The following is a 22772-nucleotide window of genomic DNA, read 5'->3' on the forward strand; positions in this document are numbered from 1 at the left end:
TACCGAGCCATCGCCAGCCTCGTCTCCGAGCACGGCCGCCTGAAAACAAGCCACGAGCAGGCCAAAGACGCCTCACCGGCAATCACGCACCAACTCGTAAAACAGTGAGGGAGGGGAACCATGACTTGCGCTGTTCATGCTGCAACTCGCCGCCGGCGAGGGTGCCGTGACCGGGCCCGCGCCGTCGGGCGTATGGCCGACGGCGAGATCATGGTGGAACGCTCCGGCCAGGACGGAGTGGAGTCAGCCTGACGGGGATCTTCCTGCTGCGGATGACCGATGGCTCCGGGATGATCCTCACCGCGGCCCGTGCGACCGACGGTGTGCCCCTCGAGACGCTCGCTGGTCGCCTGGGCGGACCGGCCGAAAACCGCTCGACGCGGCCGCAGAACGGTGTCTACGATCCCCGGCGCGGCATCGCGTGTCGGTCACCGGCCGGGTGAGGCATGGAGGCGTCGCGGAGATGCCCACGGAGGCATTGACCCGTGCCAGTCGAGTTCAACCACACCATCGTGCTCACCCGTGACCGGGAGAAGTCCGCTCATTTCCTCGCCCACGTCCTGGACCTTGAGGTCGGGAAGCCGGCCGGGATGTTCCTGCCGGTGACGACCGCCAACGGCGTCACGCTGGACTTCGCAACCGTCGACATCGACATCCCCATGCAGCACTACGCGTTCCTCGTGTCCGAGGACGAGTTCGACCACGCCCTCGCCCGCCTCGTGGCGGCCGAGGTCCCCATCCAGGCCGACCCGCACGGCAAGCACCCGGGCCGGATCAACCGCAACGACGGCGGGCGGGGCGTGTACTTTCTCGATCCGGCCGGTCACGGCCTGGAAGTCATCACCCGACCGTACGGCAGCGACCCGGACTCGCCGCTGAACGGCGTCACCGAAGAGGTGCCCGGAGCCGTAGGCGGCTGACCGTCACACGGGCCGGATGGCATCGAGGGGTGCGGACCGCGATGGACCGCGCCCCTCCTCTCGTCCCGTCGTCTCGTCCTGTCGTCCTGCGACCGCCGGTGTGGCTCAGGCGCCGGTGCGGGCGTCGGCCTGCAGGCGGCGGCGGAGCGTGGCGGCGAAGTCCTCGGCCATCTCCAGCCGGGCCCGCAGGGTCTCGCAGCGGGCGTCGGCCACCTTCCGGTAGGAGTCGAGCCGCTCCCGCAACCGCTCGCGCTCCGCACCGGCGGGCGGGTCGTCGGTGGCGGCGAGGCGGTCGGTGACATCCAGCAGGTCGCGCATCTCCTCCAGGGAGAAGTCCAGCGGCTTCATCCGGCGGATCACCATCAGGCGCTCGACGTCGGAGTCCGTGTACAGCCGGAAGCCGCCCTTGCTGCGGGCCGAGGGGATCACCAGGCCCACTTCCTCGTAGTGCCGGATGGTGCGCAGAGACAAACCGGTCCGCTCGGCCACCTCGCCGATCTGCATCTGCCGCTGATCCGTCATCGCCCCATGATCCCCTTCGTTGTTTCCTTCGATTTTCGAATCTGTAAAGCAACCCAGCTTACGTGAGATGAATCACAGGATCTTGGCGGGTGCTTACCTGCGTTTCACAAGCGGCAAGTCGCACTCTGCCCTCACGTCAGGGTAGAGTCTCTACGTGTTCACCGCCGCCGTCGAGGCTGACGGCACAGTGAACGCCATGGCGCGGGCCCCGACCGGGCCCCGATGGCATCCGAAGACTTCCGGGCCATGATGCCCGACCGGCAGCCGGACGGCTGTCACACAGATCGGCTGGGCCCCGCTGATGTGGCCGGGCCGCCGAGGGATTCCGCCTCCTGCGTGCGCGGAGTCGTGTACGACGCGCGTGTGTGTCCCCGCCGGTGACACGTGCGCCTGAACAGAAACGGTTGCATGTCCTCACTGCTGCCCGCAGCCCCGAAGTTCCGGCTGTCCAAGCCGGACTGGCTGGACTCCCCGAAGGTCTTCCGCACCGAGGTGCTGGCCGGGCTGGTCGTCGCCCTGGCCCTGATCCCCGAGGCGATCTCCTTCTCGATCATCGCCGGGGTCGACCCGGCGGTCGGCCTGTTCGCCTCGTTCACCATGGCCGTCGTCATCTCGGTCGTGGGCGGCCGCAAGGCCATGATCTCCGCCGCGACCGGCGCGGTTGCCCTGGTCATCGCCCCGCTCAACCGGGAACACGGCCTCGGCTACCTCGTCGCGGCCGTCATCCTCGCCGGCGTCTTCCAGGTGATCCTGGGCGCCCTCGGCGTGGCCAAGCTGATGCGGTTCGTGCCGCGCAGCGTCATGGTCGGCTTCGTCAACGCGCTCGCCATCCTCATCTTCATGGCGCAGGTGCCGGAGCTGATGGATGTGCCGTGGATGGTCTACCCGCTGGTCGTGGGCGGGCTGGCCCTGATGGTCTTCTTCCCGAAGGTCACCACCGTGATCCCGGCGCCGCTGGTCTCCATCATCATCCTGACCGTCATCACCGTCGCGGCCGGGATCGCGGTGCCGACCGTCGGCGACAAGGGCGAACTGCCGTCCTCGCTGCCGGTGCCGGGCCTGCCGGACGTGCCGTTCACGCTGGACACCCTGACGACGATCGCGCCCTACGCGTTCGCCATGGCGCTGGTCGGCCTGATGGAGTCGCTGATGACGGCCAAGCTGGTCGACGACATCACCGACACCCACTCGGGCAAGACCCGCGAGTCCATCGGCCAGGGCATCGCCAACATCGTCACCGGCTTCTTCGGCGGCATGGGCGGCTGCGCCATGATCGGTCAGACGATGATCAACGTACGGGTCTCCGGCGCCCGTACCCGCCTGTCGACGTTCCTGGCCGGTTCCTTCCTGATGGTGCTGTGCATCGCCTTCGGCCCGGTCGTCTCCGACATCCCCATGGCCGCGCTGGTCGCCGTCATGGTCATGGTGTCCTTCGCGACCTTCGACTGGCACTCCATCGCCCCGAGGACGATCAAGCGGATGCCGCTCGGTGAGATGTCCGTCATGGTCGTCACGGTCGCCTGCGTCGTCGCCACCCACAACCTGGCCATCGGCGTCGTCGTCGGCTGCATCACCGCGATGGTGGTCTTCGCCAAGCGCGTCGCGCACATGGTCAACGTCTCCGGCGTCGTCGACCCCGACGGCAACCAGGTCGTCTACGCGGTCACCGGCGAGCTGTTCTTCGCCTCCTCCAACGACCTCGTCTACCAGTTCAACTACAAGGACGATCCGGACGACGTCGTCATCGACCTGTCCGACGCCCACATCTGGGACGCCTCCTCCGTCGCCGCGCTCGACGCGGTCGAGACCAAGTACGCCCAGCGCGGCAAGAAGGTCACCATCATCGGCCTGAACAAGCCGAGCGCCGACATGCACGAGCGCCTCGCCGGCCAGTTGACCGGCAGCCACTGACCGGACCGGCCGCCCTTCCCGACCACGGACGTAGGCGGGGGAGGGCGGCTGTCGGACCACAGGGTGGGTAGCCGCCGATGGGGCCGGTGCCCCGATGGCTGACCGACTCGCTCTTGTGTCGCAACGCGCAGCCCGCCGCTCCCGCCCAGCGGGCCCTGCGCTCGTTCGTTCACGCCGCGTGAGCGGGAGGTCCTCTTCCTGGTGGCGGCAGGGGTGTCGGACGCCGCGTGCAGGAAGCGGCGTCGGAGGCCGGCTCGGCCCCCGGGGGCACGCTCTGACCACCCGCGCTGCTCTTCTGACGTCCCGACACGCGGCGATGGAGATCGGATGCGGCTGACCGGGTGTTCTTTGTGAGGGGCCGGGGTGCGGTGCGTGGCAGGGCGGGAGCCTGTCGGGAGGTGATGGTCGAAGGCAGCGGCGGATGGGAGCACGTATGTCAGCACCGGCTCAGTCCGATCCGCTGCCGAAGGCGCTGACCGTCGTAACCGCCGTCACCGGGATCGTCGACGCGGTGGCCTTCCTGGGGCTCGGGCAGGTCTTCACCGCCTTCATGACGGGCAACATCCTCTTCCTCGGTTTCGCGGTCGCCGGCGGCGAAGGGCTGACACCCATGGGTTCCCTCACGGCACTCGCCGGGTTCGTAGGGGGCGTGGTCGCCGGCAGCCGCCTCGGCGCCGCCACGGCCGCTCGCCTCCGGCGATGGCTGCTGACCTCCGCCGTGATCGCGTCCGCCCTCCTGGTGGCCGCCGCGCTGGCGGCGATCGGCCTGCGGTCCGTCACGGGCCACCTGGTAGCGAGGCATTACGTCGTGATCGCGCTGACCGCGCTGGCGATAGGCGTGCGCAGCGCGACGATGTGGCGGCTGGGGGCGGTTCTGAACACCACCCTCGTCACCGGCACCCTCGTCACGTGGATCAGGCACTCGGCGGTGGGCGGCGGTACGCCCGATGCCGCCCAGCCCTATCGCGTCGCCGGCCTGGTGGCGGTGTTCACCGGGGCGGTCCTCGGCACGCTGCTGCTGAAGGTGAGCCTGACCGCGGCGCTGCTGGTCGCAGCGGCGGGAGTACTGGCCGCCATAGGGGCCTACGTGGCCCATCCGGCGTCCCGACGCGCGCCGGGCGCGTGAACCAGGGGGCACGGGACGCCGCACGCGTTTGCGCAACCGCAGCGAATCCCTGCGCCGCCCTGGCTGACGGAATGTGGCCGAAATGCGGCGGTCGGGTCCCGCGGCCATGAACTGTCGGCCACAGGTGTCACCGTGGCTTCTGGCGGCGTCGACGTCGTACACGATGAGTCGGTGACCCTGCGGCCGGGCGAGGTATCCGTGCTGGTCGGGCCGAACGGCAGTGGGAAGTCGAGACTGCTGCGGACGCCCGCGCGCCTGCAACGGCCCAAGACCGCGACGCTCGCCATCAGCGGCAGCGACGGCCCGGCCCTGACCTCTCGCGGGTTCTCGCTCCGGGAGCCCTGCTGGCACAGGGCCGCCCCACGTCGAGCTGTGATCAGCCCGACGCCCGACGCCCGACGCTCGCGCGCGGGGTCACTGATGTGGAGCGTGCTCGCCGTCCAGGCGTACGCACGCGGCCTGGCGGTGGATAACTGCGGCTGCTGCTTCGGCGTGTACCTCACCCAGCGGCTCGGCTGGTTCGTCCTGGTGCAGGACGCGCGGGCCCTGCTCTACGCCGCCGTACTGCTGCGCGGCGCCCTGCGGCGGACCACCACCCGCCGATCGCTCGCGGCCCATGACGGTCACGCCGAACAAGCGGGACTGGGAGGAGGGGTTCGGTTCGCCGGGTTCACCGAGGTGCGGGACGGCTGCCCGAGCGGCTGTGGGCTCTGCCCCCGGAGTACAAGCAGTAAGCCTGTCTGGGCATCATCGAGGTCAACACGGGCTGCAACCTGGACTGCCCGATCTGCTTCGCCGTCTCGGGCCACCAGCCCGACGGCTTCGATGAGCGTACCCATCGCGAGATCCGCGGCCCGGACCTGCGCACCCTCAAGCAGCGGGCACTGGACTGCGCCGCGGCCGGACTGACGGTGCCGCCGCCTACCGGCGGGTGGCACCAGACTCACCGTTGAGTAGACAACCGCGACGCCCGCTGGACATGTACCAAGCGGGGTACGCGAAGTTCGCCGACTCGGTCCGTCAGAGCGAGTGCTTCAGCGAACCAGAACAGTTGCGATTCGACTGGGAACGGTCCCACACGCGCGACCAGTGGCTGGAACTGCTTCCCACCACCGGCGGCCTCACCCAGCTCTCCCTCGACAAGACGGCCGACATCCTTGACGCGGTCGGAGCCGCCATCGACTCGATGGGCGGTCGCTTCACGATGCTCTACACCACCCCGGCGACGACCGCCGTACGCGCCGGCACCTCCTGACTCATCCGAAATGGGCGTAGCTCCGCAAGATCTCGACCCAACCGCACCGACTCAGAACATGTCGGTGAACTCGGTGTGGGTCCTGGTCAGGGGCTGTGCTTTTCACCAGGGCCAGGTTAGGGCTTGCCGGGAAACAAGTGGTGGCTTCCAGCTGTGGGACTCGTTGTTCTGGTGTGGGGAGACCGGAGGGGATCAGGCCGTCCTGGCTGCGAAGCTCCAGGTGTTGTTGCCGCATCTGGATGAGCGTCAGCGTCGGCTGGCCATAGGGGCGGAAGCGCTGTCGCGGGGGGCATGGTGGGATCAGGCTCGTCGCAGCCGCGGTCGGGGGTCGGGAGGGCACGGTGTCGCGCGGAGCGGCTGAGCTGGCCTCTGGTCAGGCTCTGTTGGGGCGGGTCTGTCGTCCTGGTGGTGGCCGGAAAAAGGCTGTGGACCTTGATCCTGGGCTGCGGCCGGCGCTACTTGCGTTGGTCGAGCCCGACGAGCGGGGCGACCCGATGTCGCCGCTGCGGTGGACGACGAAGCCGACCCGGAAGCTGGCAGCGGAGCTGACCCGGCAGGGCCGCCGGGTCTCCGCCGACACGGTCGCCGGCCTGCTGCGGGAGGAAGGCGTCAGCCTGCAGGCCAACGCCAAGACCATCGAGGGTACTCAGCACCCCGACAGGGACGCCCAGTTCCGCTACCTCAATGAGCAGGAGCGAGACCACAGGGACGCGGGCGACCCGGTGATCAGCGTGGACAGCAAGAAGAAGGAGTTGATCGGCGACTACAAGAACGCCGGGCACGAATGGCGGCCCGCAGGGCAGCCGTGCCTGCCAACTTGCTCATTACAAGGCGATGCGCTCATGGCCGACGGACGCCCACTTCCTGACCGGCCCGGATCTCTTCGGGAGCAGCGCAAAGTGGTGGGGGCCAGGCGCATCGTCTGTGTCTGCTTCTGGATGCGTATGGGCGTGGGTTTGACGGCCGCTTTCCCCGGTTCAACGAGGTGTGGTGACGTGCGGGATGGTCGGGGAGGGCGGGTGAGGCGTCGGACCATGGGGGTGATGCCGAGGAAGGAGCGGACCAGTCGACGAGGGTTCCACCGTGGGTGGAGTCCACCCAGGCGGCGGTGAGTACGGGATGCGTCAGGCGGCGGCGGAACAACTGGTCGCGGGCGGGGACACGGTCATGCGGCGAGGCCTTGGTGACCATGACGGCCGGTGGCACGCCACGCATGTCCACGGCCGTGAGCCGCTTCCTCCCATTGATCGACTTCCCGCCGCCGAAGCCCGGGAGTCCTGGCTCACCGTCTCGGCTTCCTTGACGGACTGGGAGTCCAGGATCACCGCGAGCGGGCAGACAGCAGGCCGGGGCGGGCAGCAGCGGTTTGAGGACGGCCCATTCGGCGTCGGTCATGTCGGTGGGGTAGCGCCCGCTCGCGGACGGTCGGCGGCCGTTTGTCGTTCGCGCAGGTCATCAGCGTTCCACGCGGGTGAGGACTTCGAGCGTGGCTTTGACCCCGCCGAGCTGCTCCAGGAGCAGGCGGGCTCACTCGTCCTTCGGAGTGCATTTGGTGTGCGGGGCGACGATCCCGGTGATGCAGTTCGTGATCCGGTGCAACTCGGCTTCGAAGATCGCGCGTTCGTAGGCGATTTCCTTGACCGCGATGCTCCGCAGGACTCAAGTCCCGTCCATATCTGCGCAGGAGTGCCCTTGATGCCCCGCCGCCGTTTCATGACTACTGGGGGAGGGGCGTCATGGGTATGCCACGGACCCAGGCGAAACGGCGCGGTCGCCGTCGCGTTCGGGCCCGCGGCACAGGGAGGGGTGCGGCAGGATCAGTCCGCGGAATCCTCTGGACGTCCGCAGAAGTCGCAGGACGGCGCTGCGGGCTTCGGCTCAAGCTCGTACACGGGAGGCCTCGGAGGGACCACTCAAGCCGGTCCTCGTATACGGCAACACCGCACTGCAACCAGCTCGTCATGGAACCTAACAGATCGCTGGTTCTGACACACTTCTGAGTGCGCTGTGGGTGCCGTGCTCGCTCCTACACCGGGCCGACTGGGAGGTACGCAGGATATGGCAGGGCAACGTGACCGCTGGGCGGAGCTGACGGGTGGACGGGCCGGAGAGGAGTACGCCCGCAGGTTCGCGCGACTCGCTGAATCAGGTCACGATGTCCACGGCGAGGCCGCCTTCTGTGCCGCGCTGTTGAAGCCCGCCGCCCGGATACTCGATGCCGGCTGCGGCACCGGGAGAGTCGCGATCCGGCTCGCCGAGCTGGGGCACCACTGCGCGGGCGTGGATGTCGACCGCTCCATGCTCGCCGTCGCCCGCCGTGACGCCCCCGCACTGGCATGGCTCCACGGTGACCTGGCCCGCCTGGACAGCCTCGCTCTGGAACCCGGCTTCGACCTGGCGCTCGCCGCCGGAAATGTCATCCCCCTGCTGGCTTCCGGCACCGAACCGGCCGTTGTCCGACAACTCGCCGCTGTTCTGCGCCCCGGCGGTCTGCTGGTCACCGGCATGGGACTGGACGCGGAACACTTGCCGCTGCCGGAACCGACGGTGACGCTGGAGGATTTCGACCACTGGTGCACGCAGGCCGGACTGACCCTGCGGCAACGCTTCGCCACGTGGGGCGGTGACCCGTACCACCAAGGCGGCGGCTATGCCGTCAGTGTGCACTCTCGCCCCATCACCTGAATCCGAGCCCCACCCGGGGGGACCTTCCGCCGACTGCTCCCCAGCCTCCGCCCACGGACATTCGCCACCCGGCCCGCTCGCAGTCATCCACATCGAGGGGGACTGGGAGGAACTGTCGAATGGTCTGCGCCCGTGCTGACATACAAGCCCGCTAGGTGGTGGGGCAGCCGTCGGAGAGCGAGCGGGGCAGTGGCGGCTCTCTGACCACAGGCATCTCACGGACGCGCTGCCCGCAGCAGGCAGCCACCTCGTCCTCTCGCACACCATCACGCGGCCGGGTTGCCGGACATGCCGGATGTCGACGCCGTGGTGGCCTTCTGGAACGAGCACGGCACACGCCGAAACCGACCCAGCGCACCCCGTCCGCCATCGCCCGTTTCTTCGACGGCCTGGAGCTCCTCGAGCCGGGCGTGGACTCCTGCAATCGCTGGCGTCCGGACGACGACGCCGCCGATCTGCCCGCCGAGGTAGCCATGTTCGGCAGCGTGGGACACAAGGCCTGATCACCGCCGAGCGCGACTCGATCGCGGCCGTGATCATGGCGGCGCACCCGCACAACGTGGACACGGTCCTCGTGGCGGGGAAGGCCATGAAGGTCACGGGCCGCCGGCTGGTCCACGCCGATCTCCGCCGTACCGTCCGGGCCCTGCGCGCCATCGCGGCCGCGATCAGTGACTGAGTGACGGTGACGATGGGCGAGGGTCCGGTGCTGCTGTCGCTCACCGTCCTTGATGGAGGCCGTTGTCCCTGTGTATCCCGCTCCGACTGGATCGAGACTTCCCTGTGTATTACGTGACAAGGTCGGGTTGACCGGGGCCAAGAAGGGGCTGCGACCACGGTGCTTGTGTGGCCTGCACGGTGCTGGTGGAACCGGCTGCATCCAGTACAACAGGCCTTCGCCGACCACGACGGTTTCCAGTCGGCTTCTGAACAACGGCCACCTGTCCCGATGCCATCGCGGGAGGCACCGATCCGAGCACCCTGGCCCGCGACGGCATCACCAGCCCGTCACGGCTGATGGACCTCGGCGGGCTCGGGTTCGACCGGGTGCAGTGGGCGCCCGACCTTCGGCGGCAGTCTGCTGCAACGGGTGCGCTGCCCCTGCTTCCGGCAACCGGAGTTCCCCTACGCCGCACTCCTCGTCGCCGAGCACGCGGCCGGACTGGTGCGCATCGACTACGAATCCCGCCGCCCGGTTCCCGACCTCGACCCTCAAGTCGCCTTGTGCCACCGCATTCGGCAACCCGACATCGCCTGCTCTGCCGTCAGCCCCGCCCCGGGGCGCCCGCGCGCAGGCCGTCCATGATCAGGTCCAGGAGCCGGGCGGTCTGGGCGTGCCAGTCGCCGTGGACGTCGATCTGCCAGATACCGGCGATGGCCAGGATGAAGTCGTCGGCGGTCACGCCGGGGCGGATGGTGCCTGCCTCGTGGTTGGCCTCGAGCAGCGCTTCGATCGCCCCGACCACCAGCGCGTACCCCGGCTGCGCGGAGGCGGTCGACGTGCCGATGGTCTGGCGCATCGCCTCGGCGAGTCCCACCTTGGCGACGGCGAAGCGGGCCAGCCTGTCCATCCACTCGCGCAGGGCCTGGTCGGGTGCCTTGGTCTCGAGCAGCTCGGTCGCACCCTCGGTGAGGTGCTGCACCTCACGCCGGTGCGCCTCCAGGACGAGCGACTCACGGTTGGGGAAGTTGCGGTAGAACGTGCCCTGCCCCACCCCCGCCTTCTTCGCGATCACACTCAGCGGTACGTCCGCCGAACGCGACAGCTCGACCAGCGCCACCTCCAGAATGCGCTCCCGGTTGCGCTGCGCGTCCGAGCGCTGAGGCCCGCCGTTCCTCAAGACTCCACTCCCTCTCCTCCTGGGTTCACACACCCTGAGCCCTCTAGCCTCTTGCTAATCGGACTGTTGTCCGGTACTCCCATACTAGCCGCCTGCGGTCCGCTCGGGAGAGCTGCAGCGCCGGATGCAACCCAGACCAATGGCCGCTGCCAGCGGTCGCACCCAGCTGCGTACGGGTGGAGCATCCGGGTGCACACATGTCTCCGGCATGCGGCAGTCGTATACCGCCACCTGCATGTCCGGCACCATCTCGTTCTGTCAGCGGAGATGCTGTGCTGGCGGGTTCCCAGCTTGTCGCAGGCCTCGCGAATGCTGTTGGCCACGCTGGCGGTCTGCGCGGATCAGGGTGCGTCGGGCGGAGGCGGACGGCAGTCCGGTCGGCGATGGGGCGTGTTGGGTGGCGCCGCAGGCGGCAGGTGCTGACAGCTCGTTAGCAAGTCGAGGCTGGTCACGCCGGTCGGCGCTGCCCGTCTGACTCCACCACCATCCGTATGAAGGAGCACGACATCATGCCTCACATGCCCGGCCGACCGGACCTCGGCCACGACCGTGTGGACACCATTGACTCGCTCGACGGCGGCAGCGCTCCAGGAACGTGGAACGGTTCTCGGTCTTCTTGATGCGCCCGTAGAGCTGGTCCTTGGTGAGGTCATAGGCAGCGAACAGGTGGCGGACTTCGTGGGGTGGGGGGGCTGGTGTAGGTCGCCCGGCGCCTCGGCCTGGGCTCGGGGTGGGGGTTGGGAGCCTTGCGTCCGCCACCGCGTCCGGCCCACTGCCGGTCGGGGTGGACTGGAGGTTGAGTGGCCCGAACTGGCCCAGGCAGAAGACGACTTCGGGTTCGCCGTCCTCGGGTATTACCTCGCCATCGGCGATCGCGTAGAGATGCTCGACGCGGGCCTTCTTGGCCGCGCGGTCCGGGGCGCGGGAGATCTTGCAGGTCTTCACGAGTTGCTTCCCGGACGCGGTCCGCGCTGGTGAACGTCACCTCGGAGATCTTCGCCACCGGCATGCTGTGTGCGGACAGCAGTACCATCTGGGCCCGCCGCCAGGCCACCGCCGACCCCGCGACCCCGCGGATTTCCGCAGGCAGCCGCTGTACGCGTCGTCATCGAGCTCACGAACCCGCACTCGCTCTGCCCCCCGCACACTTGGACCGACGCGCGCCACCGAGTGATCCGAACGACGTGCCGCAGGGCTGCTGATGTGGCAGTAGGCCTTGCGCCCGCTCGGGCGCCGTGACGCGGCGGGCCTCCGTTCAGCCGCTCGACTCGCCCACTCGCGGGCGACGCGCGCGCCGCGTCTGATGTGCACGGGTGGCGGGAGCGGCAGCATTCCGAGCGCAGGGTGGGAAGACCTGCGCCGAGCGAAGGGAAGGCCATGCCGTCGATTGCCGTCAACGGAACGGACATCTACTACGATTTGTGCGGCACCGGCCCGTCGGTACTGTTCATCGCCGGTGCAGGCGGCGATGCCGGCTGCTTCGACCGGGTCGCGGGCTTGCTCGCAATGAATTCACCGTGCTCAGCTACGACCGGCGGGGCAACTCGCGCAGCCCGCGTCCCACCGGGTGGCAAACGACCTCGGTGGCCGAGCAGGCGGACGACGCGGCCGCCCTGCTCACCGCACTGCGGCTCGCTCCCGCCGCCGTGTACGGCAACAGCTACGGGGCCATCGTCGCCCTGGACCTGCTCGTACGCCACCCCGCCGTCGTCCGTAGCGCGGTACTGCACGAACCCCCACTGCCATCCGTGGTGAAGAACCCGGGGGAGGCGCAGGCCGTCGTGCAGGCGGTCGTCGAAGCAGGGATGGCCGCCGGAGGCCCTGAGGCAGCCGTCGAACACTTCATGCGGTTTGCCGCCGGTGACGTGAACTGGGAGCAGATGGAGCCGCGGCTACGCCAGAGGATGCTCGCGAACGGCGAGACGCTCTTCGGCGTCGAGATGGGGAAGTTCGAGGCGTACCGCCCAGACGACGTGGAACTCGCCGGCATCACCGCGCCCGCCCGAGCCCTGATCAGCCAGGACTCACCGGACTTCTTTCACGAGGTCGCCACCTGGCTCGCCGCCCAGCTCGGGACTGAGGTGCTGCGGACCCCGGGCACGCACCTACCGCAGCTCGATCATCCTGAGGAACTCGTTCGCACCATCAAGCCGTTCCTGGGCGGCGCCTGAGCTACCGCCCAACGCACCCGCACACGTTCAGACATGATCATTGTGGCCGTCCGGCACCCCTGGGGCAGCAAGCGAACGGAACACCACAGGGCGAACATTGCCTGATGCGACACTAGAAACCCTCACCGCCTACGCCCTCCCCCTGGGGGATGCCTTGCCACTGCGGGACGACCTGCGTGACGGCAAGCAGACCGCACTCATCGCCGTCGCCCTGGACCGTGCCGATCCCGCCCAGCGCCGCATCCTGCGGTCTTCCCCGGGCGATCCGAACTTGGACAACGCGGGGGCAGAACGGATCCGCGCCGTCCTCGCCGACACCAGAGCCCGCGACGCCGTGGAGGAGCTGATTGAAGACCGTTGTAGCCAGGCTCTGGCCACCCTCGAGCACGCCGCCCCGTTCCCACCCGCAGCTATCGCCGTCCTACGGCAGTTGGCTGCTGCCACCTCACGGCGGACCACATGACGAACACCATCGGTCCGACGCCCGCAGTGCTCTCACCGCCGTCCGGGCCGTCCTCATGGCCGAGCATGCTGTTCACAGCGGCGGCCTGTGCCCATCGAGACATCCGCGGTCTCACCCTGGTGACGACCATGGTGACCAGCGCCGCATACTTCGCCCTCTACCAGTACGTCTTCGACACCTCCAACCAGGCGACCGGTGCCGACGAAGACTTGGTCAACAAACGCCACCGTCCCGTCCCCTGCGGACTGATCACATCCCGGGGGCTACTGGGCCGCTTCTGGTGCGCCATGCCGGCGTACACACTGCTCGGATGGCTCACCGGCACCCTCGCCTGGACACTCCTGTGGCAGACCACGGTGATCGGCTTCAACCTGCTGGCACGCCCCCGCGACTACCTGTGGGCCAAACCGGTCGCCATGGTGCTGGGCACCATCGCCATGCTCGCCGGCGCCTGGGAACTCGCCGCCCCGCTCGATGCCGTTGCATGGTCCTGGATCCTCGTCATCACAGTCGGATTCAATCTCTCCCTGCGATTCGAGGACGTACGCGACATGGCGGGGATGCCCGGCTCGGCCGCCACACCCTCCCGCTGATCATCGGTCACTGGCCTGTTCGGATCTGGTTCGCGGCCGTCATGGCCGGGTTTCCCATCGCTACGTATGTCCTGCTCTTCGCCCCCAGCCATGCCGGCCCAATCGCCACTATCTCCTGCACACTCGCCATCACCGCGATGAGCTGGACTGCGGCCACGCGTAGCCTGCTGCTGCGAAATGTGAGCGCCGACCGCGTCACCTACCAGATGTACTGCCTGATCTTCGGCGCGACATTTGCGTGCGGTACCGTGCTGCTGTAGGAGGCAACCGCAACCACCTCGGGGCCCTGGCCTACTGCTACGCCACCCGCGCTGCGGGAAGGCCACCGAACTCCCCGGATGGAAGCAGCAGTCTCGCCCAGGTCGTCGGCACACTCACAGCAGCCGCAGGACTCGATCACACCTCGCGACACCTCACCTCCGCAGTCGCCCCGCCCAGCGGTCGGTTGAGCCACGCTCCGGTGAGCACGGCGGCCCGTCCAGCCGGGGGGCGATTGGGCCGAGGGCGTCCTCATGGCCTGGGCGTCCGTCTTCAGCCGATGGCAGGCGGCCACGGCGTCCAGCCCGCCCCTTCACCGCGCTCGCCGTCATCGACGAACTCGCCGCCATCACTCTCGCGATCGGCGAGCTGATGCTCGAAGTCGCCCCGGCCCACTACGGTGCGGCGGAGGGCTGACGTGTCCAGCAGCAACGGTGAACTGCGCCGCATCGGATACGGAATTGGCTGAACGGCTGATCGGGCAACGCCCCACGCTTGAGGACGTAGCGCGGCGGGCGGGAGTGTCGAAGTCCACCGTGTCGCGAGTGATCAACGGCGAGCCGAGGGTGCGGGCGGCAGTCGCTGAACGCATTCGGGAAGCGGTGGCGGAACTCGGCTATGTACCGAACCAGGCTGCCAGAAGGCTGGTCACCCGCCGCAACAATGCCGTTGCCGTGGTGGTCACCGAGCCGCAGAACCAGCTGTTCGTGGACCCGTACTACGACTGCCATCTCCGCGGCATCCGGCAAGAGCTCGTTCAGCACGGCGTCCAGCCCGTACTCCTCTTCATCGAGGAGCAGGACGACTATCCGCGCGTGTGCAACTTCCTCGGCGGCGGTCACGTCGATGGCGCCTTGCTGTTCTCGCTGCGCGCCGACGACCCATTGTCGGACAGAGTCGAGCAGATGGGGCTGCCTGCTGTCTTCGGTGGACGCCCAGTCCCTGGCTCCGGACATCGCAGCCCCGTCTACACGTACGTCGATGCCGACAACCGTGGCGGTGGACGGGAAGCCGTTCGGCATCTCGTATCGCTGGGACGCCAGCGCATCGCAACCATCACCGGGCCGCCCAACCAGGCTTCCGCGATTGACCGCCTGGACGGCTATCGCGACGTCCTCCTGGACACCGCGCCCCAACTGCTCGCCGAGGGTGAACTGCTTCTCGATCAAGTCCCGGACCTGGACGCGGTGTTCGTAGGCCGGGGGATGTGGCGGTCGTCGATTTCGACAACCTCACGCCGATCGCCGGGGCCACGGATCCCCCGCTGACGACGGTGCACCAGGACATCGAGGCGATGGGACGGTTGATGGCACGGCTGCTATACAACCGGATGTCGCGTAGCGTTCTACGAAACGGTGGGCGTGGCGGCGCCCCTCGGGACACCGCCCTGTTCTTCAGCTCCGCCTCAGAGTTCTGTCGCAACCGGGCCGACGAAGCAGCTGTTGCGCCGGAACGGCCACTCCAGAAGCAGAGGCTCAATCGTTGTTCGCGTTCGGGCGCTGATGCCGAACAAGCAACGTTCGGAAAATGCGCCACAGGGCAGCCGCCCGGTCAGGTGAGACTGCTCTCGCAGGGAGCGCTGCCCTCGCGGTCGGCGGGGGAGAGATCTCGGCCGAGCGCGGTGGAGCCGTACGGGATGGCGTCACCGTCGGCGTCGCGCGGGCGACGAGGTGCCGGGCATGGCACACGGGTGTCGAGAAGGTGCTGTCGGCAGGACGGAATCCCGGACGTGAGTAGATGCGAGCGACGACGTCCTCTGCATAGGCGAGGAAACCGGCATTCACTCCGGTGTCACGCGCGTGGCATCCGTGATCAATGCCTTGATGGGCCCTGCTTGGGCGCGCATGGACTGGCAGATCCTGCACCCGGCCGCAACGGTGATTCTGGCCGAACGCGCCGGTGTAACCGCCACACTCCTCTCGCATGCTCTCCGGGCGTTCACGTGCCAGGGTGTCGTATCGGCGAAGACCACCCATGTCCGCGCAGGTCAGACCTCAGAGATGCTGCCGCACCGATTCACCCTGCGCCTGGCCGACGAGCCCGCCGCCCGAGTGTCCGTGAGCGGCAGTCGACTGGGACCTCGGATGCTGCGCAGTAACTGGGTAAGTGTCCTACCGGGGATCGATCCTGAGGGAACAACACCAACCGGCACTGCTCCCATGGCCTGATAGAAGGGTTCGGCGTTCGGGTCCGCGTCGATGGTGAACTGGGTGAACCCGAGGTTCTGAGCGGTGGTGACGGTGTGGTCGAAGAGTAGGCGCCCGATGCCCTTCCCGATGACGCCGGGATCGACGAACATCATGCCCAGCACGCCCTGCGGTGGATCGCCTTCCAAGGTCGCGAAGCCGACAATGCCGCCGTCCTGTTCAGCCACAGTGGCACGACGGACGGAGAGTTCACCCTCCTTGAGGGTGAGTTCTTCACGGCATGACTCAAGAAACTGAGCGTCGTATCCCCAATATGCCTTCGAGCGAAGCGCCAGATCAGTCAGGATGCTTGCTTCCTGCAGTTGTGCAGGCCGGATCGAAATGCTCACCGAGTACCCCCAGGGTTGCCAATCGTTGAACCTCAATGATCCGCATGAGCGGTGGCGAGCGACAGCTCGCCCAAAGTATGACCTCGCAGATCTCAAGTGTTCACTGAACAACCGGCACTTCGGCGACGATCCTCGCCGCGCCCGCCACGTCGCTGGCGGCCGGATCACGCCGGCGTCGGCGGAAAACAGTTGTACGGCCAGGGAGATCTTTAAGGCAGTCCGGATCGCCCATACATCAGCACGGAACACCCGTACGCACCGGGCCGGCTTGGCCTGGATTCCCGGACGGCGGCGATGCCGGGGGAATGATGCAACGGGGCCAGTGCCGCTGCCACAGTGCCGTCAATGCCTGGGCGAGCAGCGCGGTGACCTGCTGGGCAAGGTCCGTGGGCGGGCTGTCGCCGTCGGCGACGACGAACGGCGGTTCGTACAGGGCCAGGCGGTCGATGTTCAATCCGGCGGCGGCCGCGCGCAGGGCGGGACCGCGCCGGAGGACGACCGAACACCGCTGCCGAGCCGCCGCCGTATGTGATCAGGGCGGGGATGTCCTCGATCTAGCGCTCGACGGCGTAGGCGTCGGCGCCACCGCTGGCGCCCCGGCCGCGCCGGTCGTAGTTGATCACGGTGAAGTGCTCGGCGAGGAGGCCGGCGAGCTTGGTGGTGTCGGAGCGGTCGGCCAGGGCGTAGGGCCACCAGGATGACGGCCGGCCCACTGCCCGACCGCTCGAACACGATCTCGGTGCCGTCGGCGGAGACGACGCGTGCGTCGGCCTTGGCTGTCTGCTGCTGGGGTGCGTGTGCGGCTGGTCGGGCTTGTGGTGGTGCTGCAGACGCTGACATGAGGACGCCTGGCGGGCACGAAACTCATCGGTGCTCCACTGATGGCTCGCTCTGCCTCAGTCGCTGCGACCGCCCATTCGACCCGCTGCGCGGTGTCCTGCTGGAGGCCGACCGACCCGATCGTTGCGCATGGTGAGGACCCCTTACGGGTCGAACAGCTCGGCTGCGGTTGTGAGGAAGGTGGTGCGGGTCTGTTCGGCGTGCAACTGGCTCCCCATCGGCCGGAGCCCCTGAGGCAAAAAGAGCGGGCCGTGCGCAGCCGTGTTGGTCTGTGGCCCATCGTGGGTGTTGGTGTGGTGGGGGCGCGGTCTGGCCTTTGCGGGGTGGCGGGTCTTGTCACCCCCAAGCCCTCCCCCCGGTGCCTGAAGCCTGACGGGAGTGTGCCATACTCGGCCGCTGATCTTGGCAGGAAACGACCGGGGGGCCGTGTGGACGCCGTTTGTCTGGATGTGCCCTTTCTGGATACGGATGCGGATCACCTTTGTTTTTCGCTGGATTTGACGGAGCGTCCGGCGCTGGCGGAGCGTGTCGTGTTGCTGGGCGGGCTGGTGGTGCGGCTGCGGCTGCTGGGGGCTTCGCATCAGGTGTTCGCGGGTCCTGTGGGGGAGACGGTGGCGTGTCTGCGCGGTGCGGTGCGGGGGCTTCCCGAGACCTGTACGCGTCATCTGCCGGGCTGGATCTATGAGTTCGGCGCCACTACTCGTCGGCTGGTTTCCGGGGAGTTCAGTGCAGAGGTGGCGCGGGTGCTCGACCGGGCCGCTGATGCCGAGCACAGCCTGTGCGGGGTGTTTCCCGGTTCGCCGGAGGCGGTCACTGCGGTGGTCGTGGAGGAGGCGGTCGAGGGCTCGCCCGGTGTCGGGCTGGTGTGGCGTTCCTGGCATACGTATCCGCAGAACGGCCAGATCGTATCGACGTACAGCCGGCTGGAGGCCCGATGAACAGTGCCCGATTCGTCCGCACGGCGGTGGCGGTGGTGCTGGCCGCGACTGTGCTCTCCGCCTGTTCCGGCGACGGGGATGGTGATGCGGTCCCGCGTGAGTGGATCAGGAAGACGTACGCCGCTTCCGGGTCGGGCTGGGTCGATGCGGACAGTGCGCCGGGTGAGGTCGCCCGGGCGATCCGCGCCGAGCGGGCGGAGCTGGACCGTGCGTCCGGTGGCGGGATGGAGTTCTTGCGATATGGCGATGACATGGTCACGGTCTCGCCGTACCGGGGCGGCAGTCTGATCGAGATTGAGGATTACCGCAACGGCTACCGCCGCCATCAGCGGCATCTGACGTACTGGCCGGACCCGGACAGCGCGAGTTTTCGCGGCGGCGGTCCCGGCGAGGGCAAGTAGCGCCCGGTGACGGGCCCGTTCACGGGCCGGCGCGTCCCGCGTTCTTCCCGCACGGCACCTGATCACATCCCGCCCCGACCCCGACCCGCTCCCGACCCCGACCCGTCTCCGACCCCGTCCCCGTCTCCAGGAAAGGCACGCAGTGAGCGAGATCTTCGAGTCGACCGGCCAGGCTCTGCTTTACGGACTTGTGGGACTGGTGGTGATGGCTGTCGGCTTTATCGCCCTTGACCTTGTCACGCCGGGCAAGCTGTATCACGTGGTGTGGACCGACCGGAACCGTGGCGCGGCGGTGCTGCTGGGCAGCCAGTCCGTCGCCGTGGGTCTGGTCATCATGAAGGCCATCGAGGCGAGCGAGTCCGAGCAGGGCCTCGGCTACGGGCTGATCAGTACGCTGCTGTACGGCCTGGCCGGCGTGCTGGTGATGACCGTCGTCGGCATCGTGATCGGCGTGTTCACGCCGGGTCAGATGGGCGCGGTCGTCCTCGACGACCAGGATAGCCGTCCGCACCCCGCCGCCTGGGTCCAGGCCGGCATGTACCTGGGCACCGGGTTCATGGTCGGCGCCGCGATCTCGTAACGGCGCCCCTCGATGAGCGCCGCCCTGCAAGGCCGCGACACCACCGCGGCACCCTCCCGCCCCCCGGCTTTCCAGCACACCCGGGGGGCGCGTTTCCTGCTGCTGTTCGCCGTGTTCCTCTGCGCCGCCTGCGGCCTCGTGTACGAGCTGGCCCTGACCGCGCTGGGCAGCTATCTCATCGGCAACTCGGTGCTCCAGACCTCCGTGGTGATCTCCGTGATGGTGTGCGCCATGGGGCTGGGCTCGCTGGCCGCCAAACCGCTGCGCCGCCGCGCGGTCGGCGCGTTCGCGCTGGTGGAGGGCGTACTGGCGCTGGTCGGCGGGCTGTCGGTGTTGGTGCTGTACTCGGCGTTCGCCTGGCTGAGGGTGTACACCCCGGCGATGATCGTGGTCGCGGTGGCCGTCGGTGTGCTGATCGGGGCCGAGATCCCGCTGCTGATGACGTTGCTGCAGCGGATCCGGCGGCAGGAGGCGGACAGTGCGGTCGCCGACATGTTCGCCGTCGACTACATCGGGGCGCTGGTCGGCGGCCTGGGTTTCCCGCTGTGGCTCCTGCCGACGTTCGGTCAGCTCAAGGGTGCGCTGGTGGTCGGCGCGGTGAACGCGGTGGCCGGTGTCATCGTGGTGGTGTTCCTCTTTCGTCGGCAGATCCGGCGCTGGGTGCGAGGCGCCCTGCTGGCGGGGGTCGCTGCGGTGTTGGCCGTGCTCGGTTCGGCGTACGTGTTCGCGGACGATCTGGAGGTGACAGCGCGTCAGCGGATGTACCGGGACCCGATCGTCCACGCGGAGACGACGCCGTACCAGGAAATCGTCGTCACCCGTTCCACGGCCTTCACCGGCGCACCGGACATCCGGCTGTTCCTCAACGGTGATCTGCAGTTCAGCTCGGTCGACGAGTACCGCTACCACGAGTCCCTCGTCCACCCCGCGCTCGCGGGCTCCCGCGCCCGTGTGCTGATCATGGGCGGCGGTGACGGGCTCGCGCTGCGCGAGGTGATGCGCTACGACGACGTGCGGGCCGTCACGCTCGTAGAGCTGGATCCGGCGATGACCCGCCTGGCGCGCGACTTCGGGCCCTTGCGGGACCTCAGTCGCCGGGCGCTGGACGACCCGAGGGTCACGGTGGTCAACGCTGATGCCTTCAACTGGCTGCGCGGCGCCCGCCAGCGTTATGACGCGGTCGTCATCGACTTCCCCGACCCGGACACTGCGGCGCTGGCCAAGCTGTACTCGGTGGAGTTCTACCACCTGCTCGGGCAGGTGATGACGCCGCACAGCAGGGTGATGGTGCAGAGCGGGTCGCCGTTCTTCGCGCCGAAGACGTACTGGTCGATCGCGAAGACGATCGAGACGGCGGGCTACTCGACCGCCGAGTTCCAGGTCGACGTGCCGAGCTTCGGTAACTGGGGCTTCGTCCTGGCCACCCCCGGCCGGGGTACGTCCCCGCCGCTGAAGCTGGCATCGGATGCCCCGCCACTGCGCTACCTGGACGACGCGGTCCTGAAGGCCGCCGCGGTGTTCCCCGTGGACCGCCGCCGCCAGGACGTACGGCCCAGCACGCTGATGGACCCGGCCGTGCTGGAGTACGTGCTGGATGAGTGGCGGAACTACTGACCGCGTGCGACCGGAGCCGGTTGCATTGTGGGCAGACGTGGGCGGGGTGCGTGGCGGCGGCTTGTGCGGCCTGCCGGTGGTCGGTGGCGAGCGGCTCCGGGAGGGCCGACGCGGGCGGGGAGGGCGGCGAGTGGCCGGCGGGCGGGCCTGAGGGCAGGGCCGGGGGCGTTGCGGTGCCGGGTGAGGTGCCGCAGGGCCCTGTGCGCGGGTGGTTGACTTCGTGTCAGGCCGGTCGGCAGGGCCGACGCCGTGCCTCCTCGCCGTCAGGAGTTGCCGGTCCGCGGGACCTGTCGCGAGGTTCGGGCTGCTGGAGGCTGTCGTCTTCAGCAGGGTGCGCCGCTGGTGCGGCCTTCGCCGGGCTCGGTGCCGCGTTCGCCGGGTACGCCGGATCGACGAGGCCTTGCATCTGCTTGTGCTGGCCGATCCGGTCGATGTCGCCTGCCGGTGGTGTGGGCGTGTTGGTGGGGGCCGACGCCCGGCAGGACGGGGGCGGATCGGTAGGAGTGTGGGGCCTGTTCGGTGAGGGTGGTGTTCGCTGCCGGGCGTACCCCTCACGGGCCGGTGCGCGGTGGTCAGCGGATGTTGGGCTGCGACAGGGGGCGCGGTGGCGTGGGTCGCCGCCGTGATGATGTGGTCTTTCCTGCTGGGTGGACCATGAGCCGGGACGGGGCTCTTCCCCGCTGCCTCGGGGGCGCTGGGAAGCTGCGGGCCGGGCGGCAAGGGTCCGTATCTGCGCTCGGTGGTGATCCGCGGTTCGGGCATGGGTCTGGTGGCGGCGCCGGTCACCTTCGCCTGGGTTGCCCGGCCCGGCGTGGCGGTATCGCGGTCAGTGTGTTCAGTACCGTCCTGTAGCAGGTCGGCGGGTTGCTCGGCACCGTGCTGGTTTCGTAGACGGGAGTCGGCTCGGGCTCTCGTCGTGTGGAGCGTGACGCTGTGTGCCCGAAGTCGCGGGCGGGCGGTGTAGGGCGGTTGATGTCGGCCAGCGCGTACGCAGGCGTGTCCCTTCGCGGCGAGTGCACCCAATGCGCCGCCTCCGCCTCTGCGCGGCCTGTGGTCGAGGTGCTGCCCCACACCGTCAGACATATGGAGAGAGCGATGATTGCCCAGGCGGGATGCTGTTCTTCGACGTGCCCGGCGTGGTGAGCACAGCGGTGGCGACGGCCGGCAGCTTGCTTCGCATGCCCAACGGATCGGCAAGAACACGAGAAGCTGGAGTCATGAACCCGGGAATGGACGAGGTGCCACTGTCCGGAGGGCGGATCACTCACTGCGTCGTCCGTGTCGGCGACACCGTCCGGCGACCCGTCACAGCAAGGTCTGCGTTCGTCGCCGAATTACTGAACCACCTTCAACAACGCGGGTTCAACGGCGCACCGCGATACCTCGGGCTCGACGACACCGGCCGTGACACGTTCACCTACCTGCCCGGCCGAGTGCCGCCCGGATTCCAGCTCTGGAGCGACGATCAGGTGGTGGCTGCCGGTACCCTTCTGCGCTCGCTGTATGAGGCCACCCGCGGCAGCCGCCTTGCCGCGAGGCATCCGGTCGTCTGCCACCACGATCCCGGCCCGAACAACGCTGTCTTCCAGCAGGACCGGCCGATGGCCTTCATCGACTTCGATACAGCCGCCCCCGGCGACCCTCTCGAAGACCTCGGATACATGGCCTGGACCTGGTGCATCTCCTCCAAGCCACAAGCCTCACCCGCCCAAGAACAGGCAGCTCAGGTACGGATCCTCGCCGACGGCTACGGGCTCGACATCCCAGCGCGAAGCAGCCTCGTCGACGCCATCCTCGACCGCCAAATCCGCAACGCCCTCTGGTGGCGTCAGCACCTCAACACTGCACATCCACGCGTGGCCGACAACGAACAGATCCTTGCCCGGATCGCGTGGTCCAGGCGTGAGCACGACTACACAACCGCCAACCGCGACGTCTTCGCGAGTGCTTTACGCTGACTGCCCCCGCCTTCGCCGAAGAGGGCTCGAACACGCGACGTCACGCTCCACGCAACGAGAGCCAGAGCCCGGGGGCGGTCAGCGTCTGTTCGATGGTTTTCGGGCGGCACGTTGCGATCAGACGGCCCGGAGATGTCGATGAGAGATGACAACGCCTCTC

20 protein-coding genes and 8 pseudogenes are annotated in these 22772 nt (G+C 68.5%); 19 read left to right on the forward strand and 9 right to left on the reverse strand.

Annotation, left to right across the window (positions count from 1 at the left end; translation table 11 throughout):
• Positions 1–485 precede the first annotated feature (485 nt).
• The gene (locus ACP4J3_RS46675) at positions 486–920 is read left to right on the forward strand and encodes a VOC family protein (RefSeq protein ID WP_426543633.1); all 435 of its coding nucleotides are present in this window, start codon (positions 486–488) and stop codon (positions 918–920) included.
• Positions 921–1025: 105 nt separating this feature from the next.
• On the opposite strand, the gene ACP4J3_RS46680 is transcribed toward ACP4J3_RS46675, so the two are convergent.
• Entirely contained in the window at positions 1026–1442 is a 417-nt protein-coding gene (locus ACP4J3_RS46680; RefSeq protein WP_426543635.1) for a MerR family transcriptional regulator, read from the reverse strand.
• Positions 1443–1850: 408 nt separating this feature from the next.
• Here ACP4J3_RS46680 and ACP4J3_RS46685 point away from each other — a divergent pair, with 408 nt between their 5' ends.
• The 3 genes and pseudogenes from ACP4J3_RS46685 to ACP4J3_RS46695 all read left to right on the forward strand — a co-directional run.
• Entirely contained in the window at positions 1851–3353 is a 1503-nt protein-coding gene (locus ACP4J3_RS46685; RefSeq protein ID WP_426543637.1) for a SulP family inorganic anion transporter, read from the forward strand.
• Between the two features lie 433 nt (positions 3354–3786).
• Complete coding sequence (locus tag ACP4J3_RS46690; RefSeq protein WP_426543639.1) at positions 3787–4479, forward strand: YoaK family protein; 693 nt, start codon at positions 3787–3789, stop codon at positions 4477–4479.
• Between the two features lie 63 nt (positions 4480–4542).
• A pseudogene (locus tag ACP4J3_RS46695) lies at positions 4543–4850 on the forward strand (ATP-binding cassette domain-containing protein); the annotation flags it as partial.
• Between the two features lie 43 nt (positions 4851–4893).
• On the opposite strand, the gene ACP4J3_RS46700 reads toward ACP4J3_RS46695, so the two are convergent.
• Positions 4894–5097 carry a hypothetical protein gene (locus tag ACP4J3_RS46700; RefSeq protein ID WP_426543641.1) on the reverse strand — a complete coding sequence of 68 codons (204 nt, stop codon included), beginning with the start codon at positions 5095–5097 and terminating at the stop codon, positions 4894–4896.
• A 295-nt stretch (positions 5098–5392) separates the two neighbouring features.
• Here ACP4J3_RS46700 and ACP4J3_RS46705 point away from each other — a divergent pair.
• Positions 5393–5734, forward strand: a pseudogene (locus tag ACP4J3_RS46705) (SAM-dependent methyltransferase); the annotation flags it as partial.
• 202 nt (positions 5735–5936) lie between these two features.
• Positions 5937–6540 (forward strand): annotated as a pseudogene (locus tag ACP4J3_RS46710) (ISAzo13 family transposase); the annotation flags it as partial.
• A 34-nt stretch (positions 6541–6574) separates the two neighbouring features.
• Here the strand turns inward: ACP4J3_RS46710 and ACP4J3_RS46715 are convergent.
• Both ACP4J3_RS46715 and ACP4J3_RS46720 read right to left on the reverse strand, forming a co-directional pair.
• Entirely contained in the window at positions 6575–7096 is a 522-nt protein-coding gene (locus ACP4J3_RS46715) for a transposase (RefSeq protein ID WP_426543698.1), read from the reverse strand.
• Positions 7073–7159 (reverse strand): annotated as a pseudogene (locus ACP4J3_RS46720) (transposase); the annotation flags it as partial. The gene ACP4J3_RS46715 and the pseudogene ACP4J3_RS46720, both read right to left, overlap by 24 nt.
• A gap of 633 nt (positions 7160–7792) precedes the next feature.
• Between ACP4J3_RS46720 and ACP4J3_RS46725 the strand changes: the two are divergent.
• The 3 genes and pseudogenes from ACP4J3_RS46725 (at position 7793) to ACP4J3_RS46735 (ending at position 9098) form a co-directional block, all read left to right on the forward strand.
• Complete coding sequence (locus ACP4J3_RS46725; protein WP_426543643.1) at positions 7793–8419, forward strand: class I SAM-dependent methyltransferase; 627 nt, start codon at positions 7793–7795, stop codon at positions 8417–8419.
• A 208-nt stretch (positions 8420–8627) separates the two neighbouring features.
• A pseudogene (locus ACP4J3_RS46730) lies at positions 8628–8922 on the forward strand (SAM-dependent methyltransferase); the annotation flags it as partial.
• Between the two features lie 29 nt (positions 8923–8951).
• Complete coding sequence (locus tag ACP4J3_RS46735; protein WP_426543645.1) at positions 8952–9098, forward strand: hypothetical protein; 147 nt, start codon at positions 8952–8954, stop codon at positions 9096–9098.
• A gap of 586 nt (positions 9099–9684) precedes the next feature.
• On the opposite strand, the gene ACP4J3_RS46740 is transcribed toward ACP4J3_RS46735, so the two are convergent.
• Positions 9685–10260, reverse strand: coding sequence for a TetR/AcrR family transcriptional regulator (locus ACP4J3_RS46740; RefSeq protein ID WP_426543647.1), 576 nt, complete (start codon positions 10258–10260; stop codon positions 9685–9687).
• A gap of 543 nt (positions 10261–10803) precedes the next feature.
• A pseudogene (locus ACP4J3_RS46745) lies at positions 10804–11406 on the reverse strand (IS630 family transposase); the annotation flags it as partial.
• Between the two features lie 275 nt (positions 11407–11681).
• On the opposite strand from ACP4J3_RS46745, the gene ACP4J3_RS46750 reads away from it, so the two are divergent.
• The 4 genes from ACP4J3_RS46750 to ACP4J3_RS46765 all read left to right on the forward strand — a co-directional run bounded on the left by ACP4J3_RS46750 (position 11682) and on the right by ACP4J3_RS46765 (position 13747).
• Positions 11682–12431, forward strand: a complete 750-nt coding sequence (locus ACP4J3_RS46750; RefSeq protein ID WP_426543649.1) for an alpha/beta fold hydrolase — start codon at positions 11682–11684, stop codon at positions 12429–12431.
• A 154-nt stretch (positions 12432–12585) separates the two neighbouring features.
• Positions 12586–12894: a hypothetical protein gene (locus tag ACP4J3_RS46755; protein WP_426543651.1), complete on the forward strand. Its 309-nt coding sequence runs from the start codon at positions 12586–12588 to the stop codon at positions 12892–12894.
• Positions 12891–13487 carry a hypothetical protein gene (locus tag ACP4J3_RS46760; protein WP_426543653.1) on the forward strand — a complete coding sequence of 199 codons (597 nt, stop codon included), beginning with the start codon at positions 12891–12893 and terminating at the stop codon, positions 13485–13487. The genes ACP4J3_RS46755 and ACP4J3_RS46760 overlap by 4 nt, the downstream gene beginning before the upstream one ends.
• Positions 13488–13624: 137 nt before the next feature.
• Positions 13625–13747: a hypothetical protein gene (locus ACP4J3_RS46765; RefSeq protein ID WP_426543655.1), complete on the forward strand. Its 123-nt coding sequence runs from the start codon at positions 13625–13627 to the stop codon at positions 13745–13747.
• Positions 13748–14018: 271 nt separating this feature from the next.
• On the opposite strand, the gene ACP4J3_RS46770 is transcribed toward ACP4J3_RS46765, so the two are convergent.
• Positions 14019–14177 carry a hypothetical protein gene (locus ACP4J3_RS46770; RefSeq protein WP_426543657.1) on the reverse strand — a complete coding sequence of 53 codons (159 nt, stop codon included), beginning with the start codon at positions 14175–14177 and terminating at the stop codon, positions 14019–14021.
• 29 nt (positions 14178–14206) lie between these two features.
• On the opposite strand from ACP4J3_RS46770, the pseudogene ACP4J3_RS46775 reads away from it, so the two are divergent.
• Positions 14207–15087, forward strand: a pseudogene (locus tag ACP4J3_RS46775) (LacI family DNA-binding transcriptional regulator); the annotation flags it as partial.
• A gap of 645 nt (positions 15088–15732) precedes the next feature.
• Here the strand turns inward: ACP4J3_RS46775 and ACP4J3_RS46780 are convergent.
• Both ACP4J3_RS46780 and ACP4J3_RS46785 read right to left on the reverse strand, forming a co-directional pair.
• A complete protein-coding gene (locus ACP4J3_RS46780; protein WP_426543659.1) occupies positions 15733–16281 on the reverse strand; it encodes a GNAT family N-acetyltransferase in 549 nt (182 codons plus the stop codon).
• Positions 16282–16630: 349 nt separating this feature from the next.
• Positions 16631–17016: pseudogene (locus ACP4J3_RS46785) on the reverse strand (alpha/beta fold hydrolase); the annotation flags it as partial.
• Positions 17017–17549: 533 nt separating this feature from the next.
• On the opposite strand from ACP4J3_RS46785, the gene ACP4J3_RS46790 reads away from it, so the two are divergent.
• The 5 genes from ACP4J3_RS46790 to ACP4J3_RS46810 all read left to right on the forward strand — a co-directional run bounded on the left by ACP4J3_RS46790 (position 17550) and on the right by ACP4J3_RS46810 (position 22612).
• Positions 17550–18059 (forward strand): DUF2617 family protein, encoded by a 510-nt coding sequence (locus ACP4J3_RS46790; protein ID WP_426543661.1) that lies wholly within the window; start codon positions 17550–17552, stop codon positions 18057–18059.
• Positions 18056–18460 carry a DUF4247 domain-containing protein gene (locus ACP4J3_RS46795; protein WP_426543663.1) on the forward strand — a complete coding sequence of 135 codons (405 nt, stop codon included), beginning with the start codon at positions 18056–18058 and terminating at the stop codon, positions 18458–18460. Before ACP4J3_RS46790 ends, ACP4J3_RS46795 begins: the two co-directional genes overlap by 4 nt.
• A 142-nt stretch (positions 18461–18602) precedes the next feature.
• Positions 18603–19040, forward strand: coding sequence for a DUF350 domain-containing protein (locus ACP4J3_RS46800; protein ID WP_426543665.1), 438 nt, complete (start codon positions 18603–18605; stop codon positions 19038–19040).
• 12 nt (positions 19041–19052) lie between these two features.
• A complete protein-coding gene (locus ACP4J3_RS46805; RefSeq protein WP_426543667.1) occupies positions 19053–20654 on the forward strand; it encodes a polyamine aminopropyltransferase in 1602 nt (533 codons plus the stop codon).
• 1112 nt (positions 20655–21766) lie between these two features.
• Complete coding sequence (locus ACP4J3_RS46810; protein ID WP_426543669.1) at positions 21767–22612, forward strand: phosphotransferase; 846 nt, start codon at positions 21767–21769, stop codon at positions 22610–22612.
• The last annotated feature ends 160 nt before the right edge of the window (positions 22613–22772 follow it).

Origin of the sequence: Streptomyces sp. UG1 (genome assembly GCF_049974585.1) — a bacterium.
GTDB lineage: Bacteria > Actinomycetota > Actinomycetes > Streptomycetales > Streptomycetaceae > Streptomyces.

What these genes read in the sequence shown, in the direction of transcription:
- ACP4J3_RS46680 (WP_426543635.1), bottom strand. Translation starts at nt 1,442, where the DNA reads ATGACGGATCAGCGGCAGATGCAGATCGGCGAGGTGGCCGAGCGGACC.
- ACP4J3_RS46685 (WP_426543637.1), top strand. Translation starts at nt 1,851, where the DNA reads ATGTCCTCACTGCTGCCCGCAGCCCCGAAGTTCCGGCTGTCCAAGCCG.
- ACP4J3_RS46690 (WP_426543639.1), top strand. Translation starts at nt 3,787, where the DNA reads ATGTCAGCACCGGCTCAGTCCGATCCGCTGCCGAAGGCGCTGACCGTC.
- ACP4J3_RS46700 (WP_426543641.1), bottom strand. Translation starts at nt 5,097, where the DNA reads ATGGGCCGCGAGCGATCGGCGGGTGGTGGTCCGCCGCAGGGCGCCGCG.
- ACP4J3_RS46725 (WP_426543643.1), top strand. Translation starts at nt 7,793, where the DNA reads ATGGCAGGGCAACGTGACCGCTGGGCGGAGCTGACGGGTGGACGGGCC.
- ACP4J3_RS46760 (WP_426543653.1), top strand. Translation starts at nt 12,891, where the DNA reads ATGACGAACACCATCGGTCCGACGCCCGCAGTGCTCTCACCGCCGTCC.
- ACP4J3_RS46765 (WP_426543655.1), top strand. Translation starts at nt 13,625, where the DNA reads ATGAGCTGGACTGCGGCCACGCGTAGCCTGCTGCTGCGAAATGTGAGC.
- ACP4J3_RS46795 (WP_426543663.1), top strand. Translation starts at nt 18,056, where the DNA reads ATGAACAGTGCCCGATTCGTCCGCACGGCGGTGGCGGTGGTGCTGGCC.
- ACP4J3_RS46805 (WP_426543667.1), top strand. Translation starts at nt 19,053, where the DNA reads ATGAGCGCCGCCCTGCAAGGCCGCGACACCACCGCGGCACCCTCCCGC.
- ACP4J3_RS46810 (WP_426543669.1), top strand. Translation starts at nt 21,767, where the DNA reads ATGCTGTTCTTCGACGTGCCCGGCGTGGTGAGCACAGCGGTGGCGACG.